The sequence below is a fragment of the Nonomuraea sp. NPDC049709 genome (assembly GCF_040674815.1).
Lineage (GTDB): Bacteria > Actinomycetota > Actinomycetes > Streptosporangiales > Streptosporangiaceae > Nonomuraea.
This window is the reverse complement of sequence record NZ_JBFANM010000014.1, coordinates 121,241-137,823: the sequence shown is the minus strand read 5'-3', so window position 1 is coordinate 137,823 and position 16,583 is coordinate 121,241. Positions and strand designations below refer to the sequence as shown.

The window sequence follows — 16,583 nt, the reverse complement described above, 5'->3', positions numbered from 1 at the left end:
GGTGCCTCCTTGGTTCCTACTGGTCGCGGGCCCTGCGCCTCCACTGGTCCACGTAGACGGCGGCGACGAGCACGGCGCCCACCACCACCTGCTGCCAGAACGGCCGTACACCGAGGATCTGGAAGCCGTTCTGGAGCACGACGGGGATGAACACGCCGATGATCGTGCCAGCCACCGTGCCGACCCCGCCGAACAGGGAGGTGCCGCCGATCACCACGGCCGCGATGGCCTGGAGGTTGTCGGTGGAGTGCGCGGACACGCCGGTGATGCCGTACTTGGCCAGCGACAGGTGCCCCGCCAGCCCGGCCAGCAACCCGGCCAGGCCGTACACCTTGATCAGATGCCGCCGCACGGCCACGCCGCCGCGCCGGGCGGCCTCGGCGTTGGAGCCGATGGCGTACGTGTGGCGCCCGAACCGGGTGTACGCGAGCGCCAGGGCGAGGACCGCGGTGATCGCCGCACAGATCCACACGATCAGCGGCACCCCGAGCCACCGCGCCAGCCCCAGCCCGAGATTGAGCTCCCCCGGCGCCCGCAGATCCACTCCCCCGGTCAGCAGCAGCGCCCCGCCCAGCGACATCCCCAGAGTCCCCAGCGTCACGATCAGCGCCGGAATCCGCCCCAGCGCGACGAGCACCCCGTTCACCACCCCCCACCCCAGGCCGGTCACCAGCGCCCCCAGAGCCCCCAGCAGCAGCGACCCGGTCCCCTCGACCACCTTCACCGCCACCACGGCGGAGAACACCAGCACACCGCCCACCGACAGATCGATCCCCGCCGTAATGATCACGAACGTCATCCCGGTGGCCAGCAACAGCAGGATGGCCGCATCACTCACCAGGTTGAGCAGATTGAACGAGGTGGGGAACGACCGCGGCGCCAGCACGGAGAACGCGACGACCAGCGCGACCAGCACCAGCCCGATCCACACGACCTGCAACTCCCCCAACCGCCGCACGCCCGCCCCACCAGCCACCCGGCCCGGACCCCCCACCGGCCGCCTCACGCCCGCCCCTCCGGCCGCGTGAAGCCGGGCCCTTCCCGCCCCTCAACACCGGCCTGCTGCTCGATCGCCCCGGTCATCGCCCCGACCAGCTCCTCCATCGACACCCGCGCGGTCTCGAACCTGGCCACCCGCCGCCCCAGCCGCAACACCTCCACCCGATCGGACACCGCCATCACATCCGGCATGTTGTGACTGATCAGCACCACCGACACACCCGAGTCCCGCACACCGCGGATGAGATCGAGCACCCGCCGCGTCTGCACCACACCCAGCGCCGCCGTCGGCTCGTCCATGAACACCACCCGCCGCGCCCACGTCACGGCCCGCGCCACGGCGACCCCCTGCCGCTGCCCACCCGACAAGGTGGACACCGGCGCCCCCTGAGACGCCAGCCGCACGCCGAGCCGCTCACACGCCTCCCGCGCCTCCCGCCGCATCCCCGCGTTGTCCAGCACCCCGAACCACCCGAGCAGCCCCGGCTTGAGCCGCTCCCTCCCCAGGAAGAAGTTGGCCGCCGGACTGAGATCAGCGCACAACGCCAGATCCTGATAAACGGTCTCGATCCCGATCTTCCGGGCATCCTCCACCGCCCCGAACACCACGGCCTCGCCACCGAACTCGATCGTCCCGCCATCCGGCCGCTCGGCACCGGACAGGATCTTCGCCAGCGTCGACTTGCCGGCCCCGTTGTCCCCGATCAACGCGACGACCTCGCCGACCCCCAGGCTGAAGTCCGCCCCGCGGAGCGCCTCGACCTGGCCGTAGCTCTTCACGATCCCGCGGGCGTCGATCAACGGTACGGCCATACGACCATCAAGAAACGCCCTGACATCGTTGTCAACCCAAACCACCCACCAACTGCATTCGCGCCCCGCGATTCGCACAACGGACCGGAGTCCCGCGAGAAACGGAAGGGCGGGTCCGCCTGATGCGCGGGCCCGCCCTACCGGAGGGGTCTGGTCAGTTGACGTCGAGCTTGCGCTGGATGGCGATGAGGATGTGCATCATCTCCGTGTGACCCTCCTGCAGCCCATCGACCTTGGCGTCCAGTCTGTCGACCTTGACCTCCAGGTTGTCGACCTTGGTCTCCAGAACGCCGACCCTGCCGTCGAGGAGCTTGACCTGCTCGGCCACCCCGTCGATCCGCTCGTTGAGCTGGGTGGCCACCCCGTCGATCCGCTCGTTGAGCTGGGTGGCCACCCCGTCGATCCGCTCGTTGAGCTGGGTGGCCACGCTGTCGATCCGTCCGTTGAGCTGCTCGCCCATGGCGATCTGGTCCGCGCGGAGCCGGACGAACTCGTTGTCCACCGCCGTGCAAACCTGGAGGCCGATTTCCTTGAAGCTCAAGATGATCTCCCTTACCGTGAGGGTAAGGGACCGGGGATGGTAGTGATCTCCGGTCCCGCTTCTTTGCCTAGAGAATACGCCTCCAGGCATTGGCCGGCGACCCTGATCGAAAAAAGATTCCCCTGGTCAGGGGCTATTTAGGATCATAAATTCGGACGAATCTCCCTATAAATAGGCGAAGAATTTTCGCTGTTATACCCGACAGTATCCACTCTTCGACAACGATGGGCAGGGCACCGTCACGGCGCCCCGCCATCGCCTATTTTGCGCAGTCGTACAGACCCTCCTGACCGTCCACCGCCGTGCAGTGCTCCTGGACCCAGCTCGACACCTCGGTGTTGCCCCGCCCCGGGCCGCCGCCGCTGCCGCTGGTGCCCGACATGACGAACCGCAGCTGGCCTGAGGAGACCAGGGACCGCAGGCGGGCCACGGTCATGGCGGGGTCGCTGCCGGTGAAGCCGCCCATGGCTATGACGGGCTTGTGGGTGGACAGGATCAGCCCGGACGCCTGCTGAGCGCTGTTCACCGCAACCAGCCACGTGGCGTTGCCCTGGCTGGCCACCAGGTATTCGGCCGTCGAGTCGCTGACGCCGCCGCCGGGGCCGGGGCCGCCGCGGCCCGTAAAGCCCGACCGGCCACCGCCGGGTTGGCCCGTGGTGCCCGGCTGCCCGTTCCGGCTGCTGTCGGGTTGCTCGGTGCCCGTGGTGCCCGGCTGTCCGTTCTGAGCGTCGGGCTGGGGCTCCCCGTCAGGTTGGGTCGTGTCGTTCGGCTGGGCGGTGTCGTTCGGCTGGGTGCTCCGGTCGCCGGGGAGCTGGGCGCCTCCGGGCATTCCCCCTGGGCGCCCGAAGCCCGTTCCGCCGCCCGTCGAGGGGCCGGCGGTCGGGTTGGAGCCGTTGATCTGCGACCGCAGCGGCGTCACCGCGTACGCCGCCGGCCCGGCCAGGCCTGCGACCACGGCGGCGGTCAGCGCGATCGCCGCCACCCGCAGCGTCACCTGGGCCCGCACCCGAGCCAGTACGAGCGCCACCACGGCCACCAGGGTCGCCCCGAGCACGACCCAGGCCAGCCACGGCACCCACTCCGGCGTACGGCGCAGCACCACGAACGACCACACCCCCGTCACGGCCACCGCCGGCGGCAGAACCCAGGCCCAAGCCCGCGACCCCCGGTACGCCCGCCACATCACCACCGCCCCCATCCCGCACAACGCCCCCACCGCCGGAGCCATGGCCGTGGTGTAGTACGGGTGGAAGGTTCCGCTGGAGAAGCTGAACACCACGTAGTGAACGACCAGCCAGCCGCCCCACACCAGCCAGGCCGCCCCGGAGGGTCCGCTGAAGGGCAGCCGCCGCAGCCGGACGAGGGTCGCGAAGGCCAGCGCCACCACGCAGAACGGGAGCAGCCACGAGATCTGCCCGGCCAGGATGTCGTTGAACAGCCGCCCGGCCCCGGACTCGCCGCCGAAGCCGCCGAAGCCGCCGCCCCCACCTCCCCCGGAGCCGCCGTTGCCCCGGCTCTGGCCACTCGACCAGGCGTGTCCGTACTGCTGTTGTCTCCATGCGGTAAGGACACTTTTTGGGCCTTTAAGGTGACTTATCCGTTTCTGAGCTACGGATGAGAGTTCCCGGCAGATCCATGGTCGCGATAGCGCCACCACCTGGGGCGTTGGCCAGCCGCACCGTACCGCCGGCCTCCGCGACGGCCTGCGCCACGATCGCCAGCCCCAGTCCGGAACCCGGCAGGCCGCGGGCCGACGGCGAGCGCCAGAACCGCTCGAAGACGTGCGGCAGCTCCTCCTCGGGCAACCCGGGACCGTGGTCGCGCACAGTCAGGCGGCCGTCGCGCAGCCGCACCTCCACCTGGCCGCCGGGGCTGAACTTGGCGGCGTTGTCGATGAGGTTGAGCACGGCGCGTTCGAGCGAGGTGGCGCTGCCCACGACGTACCAGGGCGTGAGGTCGATGGTGACCTCGGCGCCGCGCAGCCTGGCCCGCTCCACGGCGGCGGTGACCACCTCGTGGAAGGCCAGCTCGACGTGCGGCTCGTGGTCGGCGTCGCCCCTGGCCAGCTGGAGCAGGTCGGCGACGAGTGTGGACAGCTCGGCGAACTGGGCCTTCACGTTGACCAGCAGGCGCTCCTTGGCGCCCGGGTCGAGGCTGCGGCCGGTCTGCTCGCTGCGCAGCAGCAGGTCGATGTTGGTGCGCAGGGTCGTGAGCGGGGTGCGCAGCTCGTGTCCGGCGTCGGCGACGAGCTGCTGCTGGCGCTCGCGTGAGCCGGCCAGGGCGGCGGTCATGGCGTTGAAGGAGGAGGACAGGCGGGCGATCTCGTCGGTCCCCGTGACGGGGATGCGCGTGTCGAGGTCCTCGGTCTGCGCGATGTGCTCGACCGCCCTGGTCAGGTCGCCGACGGGGCGCAGGGCGGAGCGGGAGATGGCGAGCCCGGCCATGGCCGCGCCGAGCACGCCGAGCACGGTGATGCCCACCAGCGTAAAACCGGCGATCCGCATCGTGCGCTGGATGTACCCGAAGGGCCTGGCTTCCATGACCGCCACGCCGGGTCTGAAGTTGATCGTCACCACGCGGACGTACTTGCCGTCACGCGTGGTGCCGTAGCGGTAGACCGGTTCACACGGCTCGAAGGCCTGCGCGTCCTGCTGGTAGTCGGGCACGATCGGAGAGTGGCCGAGCGAGCAGGTGGTCCCATCGGCGAACAACAACGTCGCCAGGCCGTCGGCGAACGGGCCCCGCGTGCCCTCCGGCGTGCAGTTGCGCTCCAGGAACTCCTTGTCGCCCTGCCTCAGGGACTCCAGGATGCTCTGGTCGAAGTTGCCCCGGAGCCGGTCCTGAAGGATGAAGTAGGATGCGCCGGCACACGTCGCGATGGCCACCGCCACGGCCACCGTGACCAGGAGCGTCAGCCGCGTCCGCAGGCTGCCGCGTCTGGCCAGGGCCGTGAGGCGAGCCCGCCGGCCGCCGCCGCTCACTGCGTGGCCCGGAGCACATAACCCACCCCGCGCACGGTGTGGATCACTCGCGGCTCGCCCCCGGCCTCGGTCTTGCGCCGCAGGTACATCACGTAGACGTCGAGCGAGTTGGACGTCGGCTCGAAGTCGAAACCCCACACCTCGCTCAGGATCTGGTCCCGGGTCAGCACCTGGCGCGGGTGCGCGAGGAACAGCTCCATCAGCAGGTATTCGGTCCTGGTCAGGTCGAGCCGGCGCTCGCCGCGCGTGACCTCCCTGGTGGCCGGGTCCATGCGCAGGTCACCGTACGAGAGCGAGTCGCCCTCGGGGGTGCCCGCGCTGAGCGCGCCCCGCCGCAGCAGGGCCCGCACCCTGGCCAGCAGCTCGTCCAGCTCGAACGGCTTGACGAGGTAGTCGTCGGCCCCGGCGTCGAGCCCCGACACCCGGTCCCCGACCGCGTCGCGGGCGGTGAGCATGAGGACGGGGACGTGGTTGCCCGACGCGCGCAGCCTGCGGCAGGCGGTCAGCCCGTCGAGACGCGGCATCATGACGTCGAGCAGCACGGCGTCGTAGGGCTCCGCCCCCACGGCGGCCAGCGCCTCCTGCCCGTCGTTGGCCGTGACGACCTTGTAGCCCTCGAACTCCAGGCTCGACTGCAGCGCCTCGCGCAACGCGGGCTCGTCGTCAACCACCAGCAACCGTGCGGGCTCACTCATGCTTACAAACGCTAGGGCTTCATCATGAAAACGTGATGAAGGACCTCACTCGGGTTTCGTGAGGATCACCACATGACGGGCATCGCTTCGAGCCCGAAGATGGCCCCATCGTACTTGGCCGGCAGCTCCTCGTCGGCCATCGTGACCCGCAGGCCGGGAACACGCTCGAACAGCGTCCGTAGCGCGATCTCCAGCTCCGCCCGCGCCAGGTTCTGGCCCAGGCACTGGTGCACGCCGTACCCGAAGGCGACGTGGTGGCGGGCGCCGCGCTCGACGTCGAACGCGTCGGGCCGCTCGAACGCGCGCTCGTCCCTGTTGGCGGAGGCCCCGAGCACGAAGATGCCCTCGCCCTTCCTGACGAGCTGCCCGCCGATCTCCTGGTCCTCGGTGGCCACGCGGTCGAACGCCACCCAGTCCACGACCGAGTGGTAGCGCAGCAGCTCCTCGACCGCCGCCGGCCAGCCCCCGGGGTCCGCGCGCAGGGCGGCGAGCTGGTCCGGGTGGCGCAGGAGGGTGAGCGCGGCCAGCGGGATCATGTTGGCGGTCGTCTCGTGACCGGCGACGAGCAGCAGGAACATCACCCCGACGAGTTCGTCGCGGGTGAGCTGCCCGCCGGCGATCAGGCGGCCCAGCAGGTCGTCGCCGGGGGCGGCCGTCGCCGTGGTGACCAGGTCGTCGAGGAAGCCCCTGATCTCGAACATGGCGGCGTGCCGCGCCTGCGGGTCCGACGCGGGGTCGATCATCGTACGGGTACGCGACTGGAAGAACTCGCGGTCGGCGTACGGGACCCCGAGGAGCTGGCAGATGACCAGCGAGGGGAGCGCCAGCCCGTACGCCGCCACCAGGTCCGCCTCCCGGCCCTGGGCGAGCATGTCGTCGATGAGCCGGTCCGCGAGCCGCTGGATCCCCGGCCGCAGGTCCCTGACGCGCCTGACCGTGAACTCGGGGATGAGCAGCCGGCGGAACCTGCCGTGCTCGGGCGGGTCGAGGTCGATGAAGTGGCCGATCGCGAACTGCTCGTACGCGGCGGTCTCTTCGGGCGTCGGGGGCTCGGGGCTGAAGGCGGCGTTCGGATGGCCGGGGGTGGCCGGGCTCGTGCTGATGCCCGCGCCGGCCAGGACCTGCTTGGCCTCGGCGTGGCGGGTGACGAGCCACACGTCGCCGCCGGGGAGCGCGGCCCGTACGAGCGGGGCCTGCTCGCGCATCCGCTCGTACTCGGGCGGCGGCGCGAACGGGCACGTGCGCTGGACAGGGAAGGTCTGAGCCATAGTCTGCTCCCTACAAGCCGGATCGCATTGCTTACTTACGCGAAAGTAAGCAATGGAGGGGCCGGTCGTCAAGCGAGGGAGTGGAATGGCCGGGCGGCGGACGGACACACGAGAGCGGATCCAGCAGGTGGCGCTGGAGCTGTTCGCCGAGCGGGGATACGACAAGACCACGCTGCAGGAGGTGGCGGAGCGGCTGGAGATCACCAGGCCGGCGCTCTACTACCACTTCCGGACGAAGGAGGCGATCCTCGCCAGCGTGGTGGAGCGGCTGGGCGAGTCGATCGACGAGCTGGTGGCGTGGGCCAGGGAGCAGCCGAAGACGGCCGAGGCCCGGCTGGAGATCCTGCGGCGGATCTCGGGGCTGCTGGAGGACCAGTGGCGGCCGCTGTTCAGGTTCGCGCAGGTGAACCAGGGGACCATGCGGGAGAACCCGGCCGGTGAACGGCTGCAGAGCGGGATGCTCAGCATGTTGTCGCTGCTGAGCGTGCCGGGGGCGGACGCGGTCAAGCAGTTCGAGGCCAGGCTGGCGGTGCTCGCGGTGATCCTCGGGAGCATGCCGCTCCTTTTCGACCTGGAACTGGGCGACGCGGAGCGGGCCGAGGTGGCGATGGAGGTGGCCACCAAGCTCATCGCCGACGATTAACGGCCGAGCACGGCCATCGCGGCATTGTGGCCGCCGATTCCGCTGACGCCGCCGCCCCTGCGGGCGCCCGCGCCGCACATGAGGATGCGTTCGTGCTCGGTTTCCACGCCCCATCCGCCTTTTTCCGCGTACGGCCAGCTCAGGTCGGTGTGGAAGATGTGGCCGCCGGGGAGGCCGGCGTCCCGTTCGAGGTCGACCGGGGTTTTGGCCTCGACGCACGGGGTTCCGTCGGGGGCGGTGAGGAGGCATTCCTCGATGGGTTCGGCCAGGACCGCGTTGATGGAGGCGAAGGTGGCGTCCAGCGCCATTTTCCGGGCTTTCTCTGGGTTTTTCCGGAAAAGTCGGGCGGGCATGTGCAGGCCGAACAGCGTCATCGTCTCGGCCCGGCCTCTCAGCTCGGCGCCGAGAATGGACGGGTCGGTCAGCGAATGGCAATAGACCTCGGCGGGCGGCAATTCCGGAATTTCTCCCCGGTCTGCCTGCGCGTACGCGGTGGCGAGCTGGTCGTGCCCCTCGTTGATGTGGAACGTACCGCTGAAGGCCGCCCTCGGGTCAACGGACGTGTCCTTCAGCCGGGGCAGCCGCGTGAGCACCATGTTGACCTTGAGCTGCGCGCCCTCCGGCGTCGCCACGGGCCGGCCCAGCAGCCGGTCGAGCACGGCGGGCGGCAGGTTGACCAGCACGTGGCGGCCGTTCACCGTGTGCTCGCCGTCCTCCGCCACGTACGTGACCTCACCGGACGGCGCGATGCCGACGATCTCGGCGCCGGTCCTGATCTCGGCGCCCGCCCGCCTGGCCGCCGCCTCCAGCGCGCCCGAAACCGCGCCCATGCCGCCTACGGGGACGTTCCACTCGCCGGTGCCGTCGCCGATCACGTGGTAGAGGAAGCACCGGTTGGCCAGCAGGTCGGTGGCGGGGTCGGCGAACGTGCCGATCAGCGCGTCGGTGAGCACAACCCCGCGCACGAGGTCGTCGCGGAACCGCTCGGCCACCGTCTCGCCGATCGGCTGCGCGAACAGGTCGCGCCACGCCTGCGGCCCGACCAGCCGCTCGACCTCGGCCTGGGTGGGCAGCGGTTCGAGGAGGGTGGGGGCCAGGGCCTGCGCCACCTCGGCGGTCATGGCGTAGAAGCGCCGCCACGCCTCGTGGTCGGCCTCGCCGCCCGTGACGCTCCGGAACGAGGCCGCCGTACGCAGGTCGTCCTCGTTGTCGACGAGCAGGCCGGTGTCGCCCTTGGGGGTGTAGGAGGCGTAGCGCCGGCGGCGGAGCTCCAGGTCGAGGCCCAGGTCGCGGACGATCCTGGTGGGGAGGAGGCTGACGAGGTAGGAGTAGCGCGAGAGGCGCACGTCGACGCCGGCGAACGCCCGGGCGGAGATCGCCAGGCCGCCCACGTGGGCGTACCGCTCCAGCACCAGCACCCGCCGTCCGGCCCCGGCCAGGTACGCCGCCGCGACCAGCCCGTTGTGCCCGCCTCCGGCCACCACCACGTCATACGCTCCCACCCTTCGCACCTTACGACCCACCCCACCCTCGCCACCAGGGCGGGGCGGGGTCAGACGCCATGGTCAGGGTGGTGGGGTCAGGGGGCGGCGGGGTGAGGAGCTACGGGGTCAGGGGCGGCAGGGTGAGGGGCTGCGGGGTCAGGGGCGGGTGGCGATGGCCAGGAGGGTGGCGGCCGGGCCGGTCAGGGGGCGGCCGCGGCGCCACACCGCCCGCAGGCTCCTGACCAGGTTGATCCCCGTCAGCGGCACCTCCACCAGCCGCCCCGTGGCCACGTCGGCCTCCACCGCGTACCCGCTCAGCACCGCCGGCGCCACCCCCGCCTGCGCCGCGCCCTTCACCGCCGAGTTCGAGCCCAGCTCCTGCCGCGGGCCGGCCCGGTGCAGGCCGCCGAAGGCCACGTCGAGCGTCTCCCGCGTACCCGACCCGGGCTCGCGCACCACCAGCGGCGTCGCGGCCAGCTCCGGCCCCCTCAGCGCCGTACGGCGGCGGGCCCACGGATGCTCCGGCGCCACCACCACGACCAGCCGGTCCGTCCCCACGACCCGCCCGGCCAGCCCGTCGGCCACGCTCGGTCCCTCGACGAACCCCAGCTCCACCTCCCCGGCCAGCACCCGCGCCGCGACGTCGGTGGAGTTGACCACGTCCAGCCCCACCTGCACGTCGGGCTCCCGGTGCTGCAGCTCGCCGAGCCAGCGCGGCACCAGGTACTCGGCCACCGTCATGCTCGACGCCACTCGCAGGTGGGCGGCCCCGCTGTGGCGTACGGCCTGGACCGCCCGCATGAGCTCCTCCGCGGCGGCGAGCACCTGCGTGGCCCAGCCGGCCACCATCTTGCCCTCGGAGGTGAGCGCGGAGCCGCGCGGGGTGCGCTCGATCAGGGGCAGGCCGAGGCGGCGTTCGAGCTGGACGATCCGCTTGCTCGCCGACGGCTGCGCGATGCCCGCGGCCCTGGCGGCACGCCCCAGGCTGCCCAGCTCGCCGACGTCGACGAGGAGCTTCAGCGAGTCGAGGTCGGGCAGCGCACTCATAGCCACAGGCTATGACCTCCCAGGCAAGCAGCGGCTACCGGCCGTTCCCGGCGCCCAGAAGACTGAGATCATGACCGCCGGCACGCAGCGACCCGCCATGCCATCCGCCATGCCACCCACCCTGCCACCCACCCTGCCGCCCACCCCGCGACCCGCCGTCCCCGGGGCTCCCGCCGCCGCGACCCGCGCCCTCTGGCCCGGGCTGGCCGTGACCGCGCTGGCGGTCGCGTTCGCGCTGCTCGTCAACCGGTACGTCCCGGCGCTCAGCCCCGCCGTCGTCGCGGTCGCCTCGGGCGCGGCACTGGCGAACCTGGCGGGCGTCCGCGAGCGGCTCCTCCCCGGTCCGGCGGGCGGCGGTCGCCGGACCGGCGTGCGGGAGCGGCTTCAACCCGGTCTGGCGTTCGTGTCCAGGCGGGTGCTGCGCGTCGCGATCGCCCTGCTCGGCCTGCAGATCGCCCTGCCCCAGGTGCTCGCGCTCGGCTGGCAGACCCTGGCCGTCGTGACGGTCGCGACGGGGCTCACGTTCTCCGTGACGCCTGCGATCGGCCGCCGGCTGGGGGTCGGCCCCGGCGCGTCCCTGCTCGTCGCGACAGGGGTGTCCATCTGCGGCGCCGCGGCCATCGCCGCCATGCGCGAGAGCACCGACCTGCCCGACGAGGACGACGCCGCCGGTGCGCTCGGGGTCGTGGTGCTGTACGGCACCGGGGCCATCGCCCTCGTGCCCCTGCTGGCTTCCCTGATGCACCTGTCACCGGCCCAGCTCGGCGTGTGGACGGGCGCCGCCGTGCACGAGGTGGCCCAGGTGGCCGCGATCGGCGCCGCCTCCGGCGTGCTGGCCGGGGCCGTGACGGTCAAGCTGGCCCGGGTGCTCCTCCTGGCGCCGCTCGTCGCCCTGATGTCGCACCGGCACCGGCACCGGCCCGCCCGCGGGGCACGCCCGCCGGTCGTGCCGCTGTTCGTGGCGGCGTTCCTGGTGATGGTGGCCGTGCGGGGCACCGGACTGGTTCCGGCGGTGGTCACCGACGCGGTGCCGGTGATCACGAACGTGCTCATGGCCGCCGCGCTGTTCGGCCTCGGCACCGGCATCGACGTGCGGAAACTGGCGAAGGGCGGCCGGGTGGTGCTGCTCGGCGGCATCGCGACGGCGATCATCGCGGCCACGTCCCTGGCGGGGGTCGCACTCCTCGTGTGATCCTCGAGTGGACGGCCGGGCCGGGGGCCCGTACCCTGCTCCGTTCGGAACAAATCTCGCGAAAGCCACCGTTCCGCCTAAGCAGGTCAGACCACTCAAGGAGCACAAAACTCACCATGCGCAGCGCCACCGACTCCGTTCTCCAGCCGTCCGACGAGGTCGCCGAGGCCCTGGCAACCGGCGCTCCGGTCGTGGCCCTTGAGTCCACGATCATCTCCCACGGGCTGCCGCAGCCGCGCAACCTGGAGGTCGCGCGGGAGCTGGAGGGAGTCGTACGGGCCGCGGGCGCCGTGCCGGCCACGATCGCCGTGCTGGACGGCGTGCCCCGCATCGGCCTCGGCGAGGTGGAGCTGGAGCGGATCGCGACCGAGTCCGGCCTGCGCAAGCTGGGCCAGCGGGACCTGCCCGTGGCGGCGGCGCTGAAGGCGAGCGGCGCGACCACCGTGTCGGCCACGTCGTTCCTGGCCGCCCGCGCCGGGATCCGGATCTTCGCCACCGGTGGGCTGGGCGGCGTGCACCGCGGCTGGGCGGAGGACCAGGACGAGTCCGCCGACCTCGACACGCTCGCCCGTACGCGCATCACCGTGGTCTGCGCGGGCGTCAAGTCCATCCTCGACGTGCCGGCCACGCTGCAGCGGCTGGAGACACGGGGCGTAAGCGTCGTCGGTTTCGGCACGGACACCTTCCCCGGCTTCTACCTTCACTCCTCCGGCCAGCCGATCGACTGGCGGATCGAGTCGCCCGACGAGGCCGCGGCCATCATGCGCGGCCAGGACGCGCTGGGCGGCCAGGAGACTGCGCTGATCGTGGCCAACCCCGTCCCCGTGGAGCAGCAGCTCGATCCCGAGCTGCACGACCGCGTGCTCGGCGAGGCGCTGGCCGCCGCGGAGCGGGAGGGCGTCAAGGGGCAGGCGATCACCCCGTTCCTGCTCGGCTACCTGGTGGACGGCACCTCCGGAGCGTCCCTGGAGGCGAACCTGGCCGCCGTACGCGGCAACACCGCCCTGGCCGCCCGGATCGCCGTGTCCTGGGCCCGATCGTGACCGACGGCGCCCTCCTGATCATCGGTGACGTGGTCACCGATGTGGTGGCGTTGCACGGCTCTCCGGTCATGTCCGGCACTGACACGGCCGCCGACATCGTGCTCCGCCCGGGCGGCTCGGGCGCCAACACCGCCGCGTGGGCCGCCTGCCTGGGCGCCGAGGTGCACCTGCTGGCCAAGCTCGGGTACGACAGCAGCGAGTGGCACACCACCGAACTGGTCAAGACGGGCGTGCACCCGCACGTCACCGTGGACCCCACGCACCCCACGGCCGTCGTGATCGCGATGGTGGACAAGAGCGGCGAGCGTTCCATGCTCACCAACCGCGGCGCCGGGAGCCTGATCTCCGAAGCCGACTGGGACCCGTCCCTGCTGACCGGCGTCGCCCGGCTGCACCTGTCCGGGTACGTCCTGTTCGCCGAACCCGGCCTGCGCCTGGCCAGGCGCGCCATGGCGGACGCGGCGGCCGCGGGCGTCACTATCAGCATCGACCCGGCCTCCACGGGTCCGCTGCGCGAGTTCGGCGTTGAACGTTTCACCCGCGAGACGGCCCCGACCGGCCTGATCATCCCCAACCTCGACGAGGCCCTCCTCCTCAGCGGTGCCACGACGGCGGAGCGGGCGGCCGTGGTCTTGAGTGAGAGATACGGCACAGCGGTCGTGAAGCTGGGAGCGGACGGGGCGCTGGCAGCCGTGGACGGGGCGGTGGTCGCGACCGCGCAGGGGGTGTCGACCGAGGTCGTGGACTCGACCGGGGCGGGAGACGCGTTCGCCGCCGGCTACCTCGCCGCAACCTTGCGAGGCTACGGTGTACAGGCCGGATTGGAAGCAGGTTGCCGTGCTGGTGCCGAATGTGTGGCCCAGGTGGGCGGCCGTCCACGGTACGGTTTGGATCTGAACCGTCTTTACCCTATTCACACTGATTGATAGCTTGCCGCGTAGGCTGCACCATTAGCCACATGCGTTACGGGCAGCACCACGCGGCTCACTGGGGAGGATAAGGTCCGCCGATGGAAGTCGAGTCATCGATCTGCCTGAGCGACCTAGTCCCTGCGCTGCGCTGGAGCCGCCCGCAGCAGGTGGCCGAGGCGCTCGGTGATCCACGCCTGCCGGCGGGGTGGTGGCACTCCCTCTCGCTGTCGAAGGCACTCGGCACGGCGGGGCTCGACTGGATCTGCGAACGTCTGGCCCGGCTGGCCTCCTCCCGCTGGGACCACCTGCCGCTGGCCGACCTGCTGCCCGCGCTGACGGTTCACCACATCGATCCCGCGCTGCCCGGCTGGCCCGAGGCCACCCGTACGGCGATCACCGGTCTCGGCGGATGGCAGCGGCTGCGCCGCCTGTCCCCCAGCGACCTGGGCACGCCGTCGGCCACGCCCGAGGTCGTGATCGGCTCGGTCTTCCGGGAGATCCTCGGCCGCATCCCGGCCCAGCGCGAGGCCCCCGCCGCCGCCCCAATGGGTCATCCGGAGGTCACCCGCCCGCTGCAACGCGGCCAGGCGCCCGGCCAGCCCGGTTCGTCCCAGGGCACGGGCCCCTTCCCGATCCAGCCCGAACGGGGCACCGGCTCCTTCCCGGCCCAGCCGGAACGGGGCACCGGCTCGTTCCCGGTCCAGCCCCAAGGAGTGCCTCAGCCGCAGACGGGTTCCTTCGCCGCCCAGAGCGCCGCGCTGCCCGCCCCTTCCGAGCCCGCCCGCCCAGACTCCGCCCGCCCAGACTCCGCCCGCTCCGACTCCGCCCGTTCCGAGCCGGGCCCGTCCGAGGCCGGCGCGCAGAGCGGCCCGTTCCCCGCCCAGCCGGACCCCACCGCGCAGCCGCAGCAGACGGGCCCGTTCGCGGGCCAGGGCCGCGACGGCCTCCCCCAGCGCCCCGGCTCCTTCCCGCAGTCCTCGGACGCGCAACGCCAGAGCGGCGCGTTCCCGCAGCCCTCCTCCGAGGAGACCCGGCAGCGCCAGACCGGCTCCTTCCCGGCACCCTCGGCGGCCGACAACGGGTCCGGACCGCGCCAGCCGGGCTCGTTCCCGTCGCCGTCCTCCGAGGACACCCGCCAGCGCCAGCCGGGCTCCTTCCCGCAGTCCTCGGACGCGCAACGCCAGAGCGTCCCATTCCCGCAGTCCTCCCCGGACGCGACCCCGCAGCGCCAGACCGGCTCGTTCCCCGCGCAGAGCGGCTCGTTCCCGGCCCAGCCCCAGGGTGGGGGGCCGCGTCAGGGCTTCGGGGGCGAGGGCCTGCCGCAGCGCCCGGCCCCCGGCCAGTCCGAACGCCTCCCGCAGCGCCCCACGGGCCCGCAATCCGGCCGCCAGGACACCGGCTCCCTCCCCGGCAGCCCGTCCCTCCCAGGCAGCCCCTCGCTCCCGGGCGGCGGCCCCGCCTCCACCCCGGCCCCCGGCACCGGCAACCCGACGTCGAACGGCCCCCTTTCCAGCGGCGGCCCGCACACCGGCTCGTTCCCGCCCATCCCGGCCGCCGACGCCCCGAAAGGCGCCCCCGGCACACCCGCCTTCCCGGCGCCGGCGACACCCGGCCCCGCGGCCGCCCCCACCCCCTCCGACACCGACCACGCCATGGTCCGCGTCGTGGACAGCCTCTTCCGCGGCCTGGACAAGCTGGAGCTCGCGGTGGCGGTGCACCGGCTGTTCGCGGAGGATCCGGTCAGCCTGCGTACGCTCGCCCACAAGCTGCTGGTCGAGCGGGACGCCCTCTCCCAGGCCCAGCGCACCGCCGAGGAACGCATCCTGCACTGGCTGCGTTCCTCCGAGTCCGCCCCGGTCACGGGCCACATGTTCCGGCTGACCGAATGGCTCGGCGCGGCGGCCACCGAGGACCAGCTCATCGGTGCCGACCCGGCCCACCCCGTGATGGTCCCCTCGCTGCGTACGCCGCTCTGGCGCGTGCTGGTGACGCTCATGCCGGACCGCCGCCTCCAGGACGGCTGGCTCGTGGTGGGCGACATCCACGGCCTCCAGGCACGTACGCGGCAGCTCCTGGCCGCCAGCCCGCCCGACGCCGATCTCGTGGAGCTCATGGGCGAGCTGGGCATCCGCGCCCACTCGGCCAAGGCCTGGCTCGACGCCCTGCCCCCGGAGACCGGCCCGGACCCGGCGGCCTCGGCCCCGTCCCCGGCCCAGCCGCTCCCCCGGCGTACCCCGGGGGCCAACGGCCACCACCACCGAGGCGGCCAGCCCATCCCTGCGGCGACGGCGGGCTCCATCGACCCTTCCGCCGCCCTGGCCACCCTGTCCGCGCTGTCGGGCGGCCGCGCGGCGATGCTCCCCGGCAGCCTGGCGGGCGCCCCGTCCACCCCGCCACCCCCGCTCCCCAGCCCGTCCTCCGACCCGCGCCGCTGGCAGCGCATCGAGGTCACGCCGGAGCACCTCAGGGGCGGCCCGGTACCGGTGCCGGAGGGGTACGCGGCCCAGCTCGGCATGCGCCCCGGCACCCTCCTGTCGGTGACGGGCCCCGGCGACAACGCCATCGTCCTGGTCTGGCAGGGCCACCAGCCGGTCTTCGACTCACTCCAGCCGGTCCTCATGCGCCTGAACGCCCGCCCGGGCGACCAGGTCTACGTCACGGTCGACGGCTACCGTCTCGAAGCCCAACTAACCGGCTGACCCACCACACCGGCACAGGCCCCACCCGAATCGACCCAACGTGCGACCCAGGCACACGGGCCGACTCAGCCGCCATGGCCCACGCCGACTCAGCCGCATGACCCACGGCCGACTCAGACACACACTCAGGCCGGCTCAGCCGCACTGCGCTCATGGCCGACACCGCCCACCCGACCCGAGCTCGCACCGGGAAGGCGGAAGGGCGGCCGAAGATGACCATCAGGCCGCGCAACGGGACCCGTCAGAAGCCCGGAGGCGGGCCGGGCC

14 protein-coding genes are annotated in these 16,583 nt (G+C 72.4%); 5 read left to right on the top strand and 9 right to left on the bottom strand.

Annotated features, from left to right (window positions below; translation table 11 throughout):
• Positions 1 to 16: 16 nt before the first annotated feature.
• The 7 genes from AB0J69_RS16395 to AB0J69_RS16365 form a co-directional block, all read right to left on the bottom strand.
• Positions 17 to 1,006, bottom strand: a complete 990-nt coding sequence (locus AB0J69_RS16395) for an ABC transporter permease (protein ID WP_364117595.1) — start codon at positions 1,004 to 1,006, stop codon at positions 17 to 19.
• Positions 1,003 to 1,812: an ATP-binding cassette domain-containing protein gene (locus tag AB0J69_RS16390; protein ID WP_364117593.1), complete on the bottom strand. Its 810-nt coding sequence runs from the start codon at positions 1,810 to 1,812 to the stop codon at positions 1,003 to 1,005. Before AB0J69_RS16390 ends, AB0J69_RS16395 begins: the two co-directional genes overlap by 4 nt.
• A 154-nt stretch (positions 1,813 to 1,966) precedes the next feature.
• Positions 1,967 to 2,353 carry a hypothetical protein gene (locus AB0J69_RS16385; protein WP_364117591.1) on the bottom strand — a complete coding sequence of 129 codons (387 nt, stop codon included), beginning with the start codon at positions 2,351 to 2,353 and terminating at the stop codon, positions 1,967 to 1,969.
• A gap of 259 nt (positions 2,354 to 2,612) precedes the next feature.
• The gene (locus AB0J69_RS16380; RefSeq protein WP_364117590.1) at positions 2,613 to 3,737 is read right to left on the bottom strand and encodes a hypothetical protein; all 1,125 of its coding nucleotides are present in this window, start codon (positions 3,735 to 3,737) and stop codon (positions 2,613 to 2,615) included.
• Between the two features lie 199 nt (positions 3,738 to 3,936).
• Positions 3,937 to 5,334 (bottom strand): HAMP domain-containing sensor histidine kinase, encoded by a 1,398-nt coding sequence (locus AB0J69_RS16375; protein WP_364117588.1) that lies wholly within the window; start codon positions 5,332 to 5,334, stop codon positions 3,937 to 3,939.
• The gene (locus AB0J69_RS16370; RefSeq protein WP_364117586.1) at positions 5,331 to 6,029 is read right to left on the bottom strand and encodes a response regulator transcription factor; all 699 of its coding nucleotides are present in this window, start codon (positions 6,027 to 6,029) and stop codon (positions 5,331 to 5,333) included. Before AB0J69_RS16370 ends, AB0J69_RS16375 begins: the two co-directional genes overlap by 4 nt.
• A gap of 65 nt (positions 6,030 to 6,094) precedes the next feature.
• Complete coding sequence (locus tag AB0J69_RS16365; RefSeq protein ID WP_364117584.1) at positions 6,095 to 7,297, bottom strand: cytochrome P450; 1,203 nt, start codon at positions 7,295 to 7,297, stop codon at positions 6,095 to 6,097.
• Positions 7,298 to 7,382: 85 nt separating this feature from the next.
• On the opposite strand from AB0J69_RS16365, the gene AB0J69_RS16360 reads away from it, so the two are divergent.
• Positions 7,383 to 7,940 (top strand): helix-turn-helix domain-containing protein, encoded by a 558-nt coding sequence (locus AB0J69_RS16360; RefSeq protein ID WP_364117582.1) that lies wholly within the window; start codon positions 7,383 to 7,385, stop codon positions 7,938 to 7,940.
• Here the strand turns inward: AB0J69_RS16360 and AB0J69_RS16355 are convergent.
• Both AB0J69_RS16355 and AB0J69_RS16350 read right to left on the bottom strand, forming a co-directional pair.
• Entirely contained in the window at positions 7,937 to 9,442 is a 1,506-nt protein-coding gene (locus AB0J69_RS16355) for an NAD(P)/FAD-dependent oxidoreductase (protein ID WP_364117580.1), read from the bottom strand. The genes AB0J69_RS16360 and AB0J69_RS16355 overlap by 4 nt on opposite strands.
• A 138-nt stretch (positions 9,443 to 9,580) precedes the next feature.
• Entirely contained in the window at positions 9,581 to 10,471 is an 891-nt protein-coding gene (locus tag AB0J69_RS16350) for a LysR substrate-binding domain-containing protein (RefSeq protein WP_364117579.1), read from the bottom strand.
• Between the two features lie 70 nt (positions 10,472 to 10,541).
• On the opposite strand from AB0J69_RS16350, the gene AB0J69_RS16345 reads away from it, so the two are divergent.
• The 4 genes from AB0J69_RS16345 to AB0J69_RS16330 all read left to right on the top strand — a co-directional run bounded on the left by AB0J69_RS16345 (position 10,542) and on the right by AB0J69_RS16330 (position 16,316).
• On the top strand, positions 10,542 to 11,663 hold the full coding sequence (locus tag AB0J69_RS16345) for a putative sulfate exporter family transporter (RefSeq protein ID WP_364117577.1): 1,122 nt from the start codon (positions 10,542 to 10,544) through the stop codon (positions 11,661 to 11,663).
• A 116-nt stretch (positions 11,664 to 11,779) separates the two neighbouring features.
• Positions 11,780 to 12,706: a pseudouridine-5'-phosphate glycosidase gene (locus AB0J69_RS16340; protein WP_364117576.1), complete on the top strand. Its 927-nt coding sequence runs from the start codon at positions 11,780 to 11,782 to the stop codon at positions 12,704 to 12,706.
• Positions 12,703 to 13,632: a PfkB family carbohydrate kinase gene (locus AB0J69_RS16335; RefSeq protein ID WP_364117574.1), complete on the top strand. Its 930-nt coding sequence runs from the start codon at positions 12,703 to 12,705 to the stop codon at positions 13,630 to 13,632. The genes AB0J69_RS16340 and AB0J69_RS16335 overlap by 4 nt, the downstream gene beginning before the upstream one ends.
• Positions 13,633 to 13,715: 83 nt before the next feature.
• A complete protein-coding gene (locus AB0J69_RS16330; protein ID WP_364117572.1) occupies positions 13,716 to 16,316 on the top strand; it encodes a hypothetical protein in 2,601 nt (866 codons plus the stop codon).
• Positions 16,317 to 16,583 lie beyond the last annotated feature (267 nt).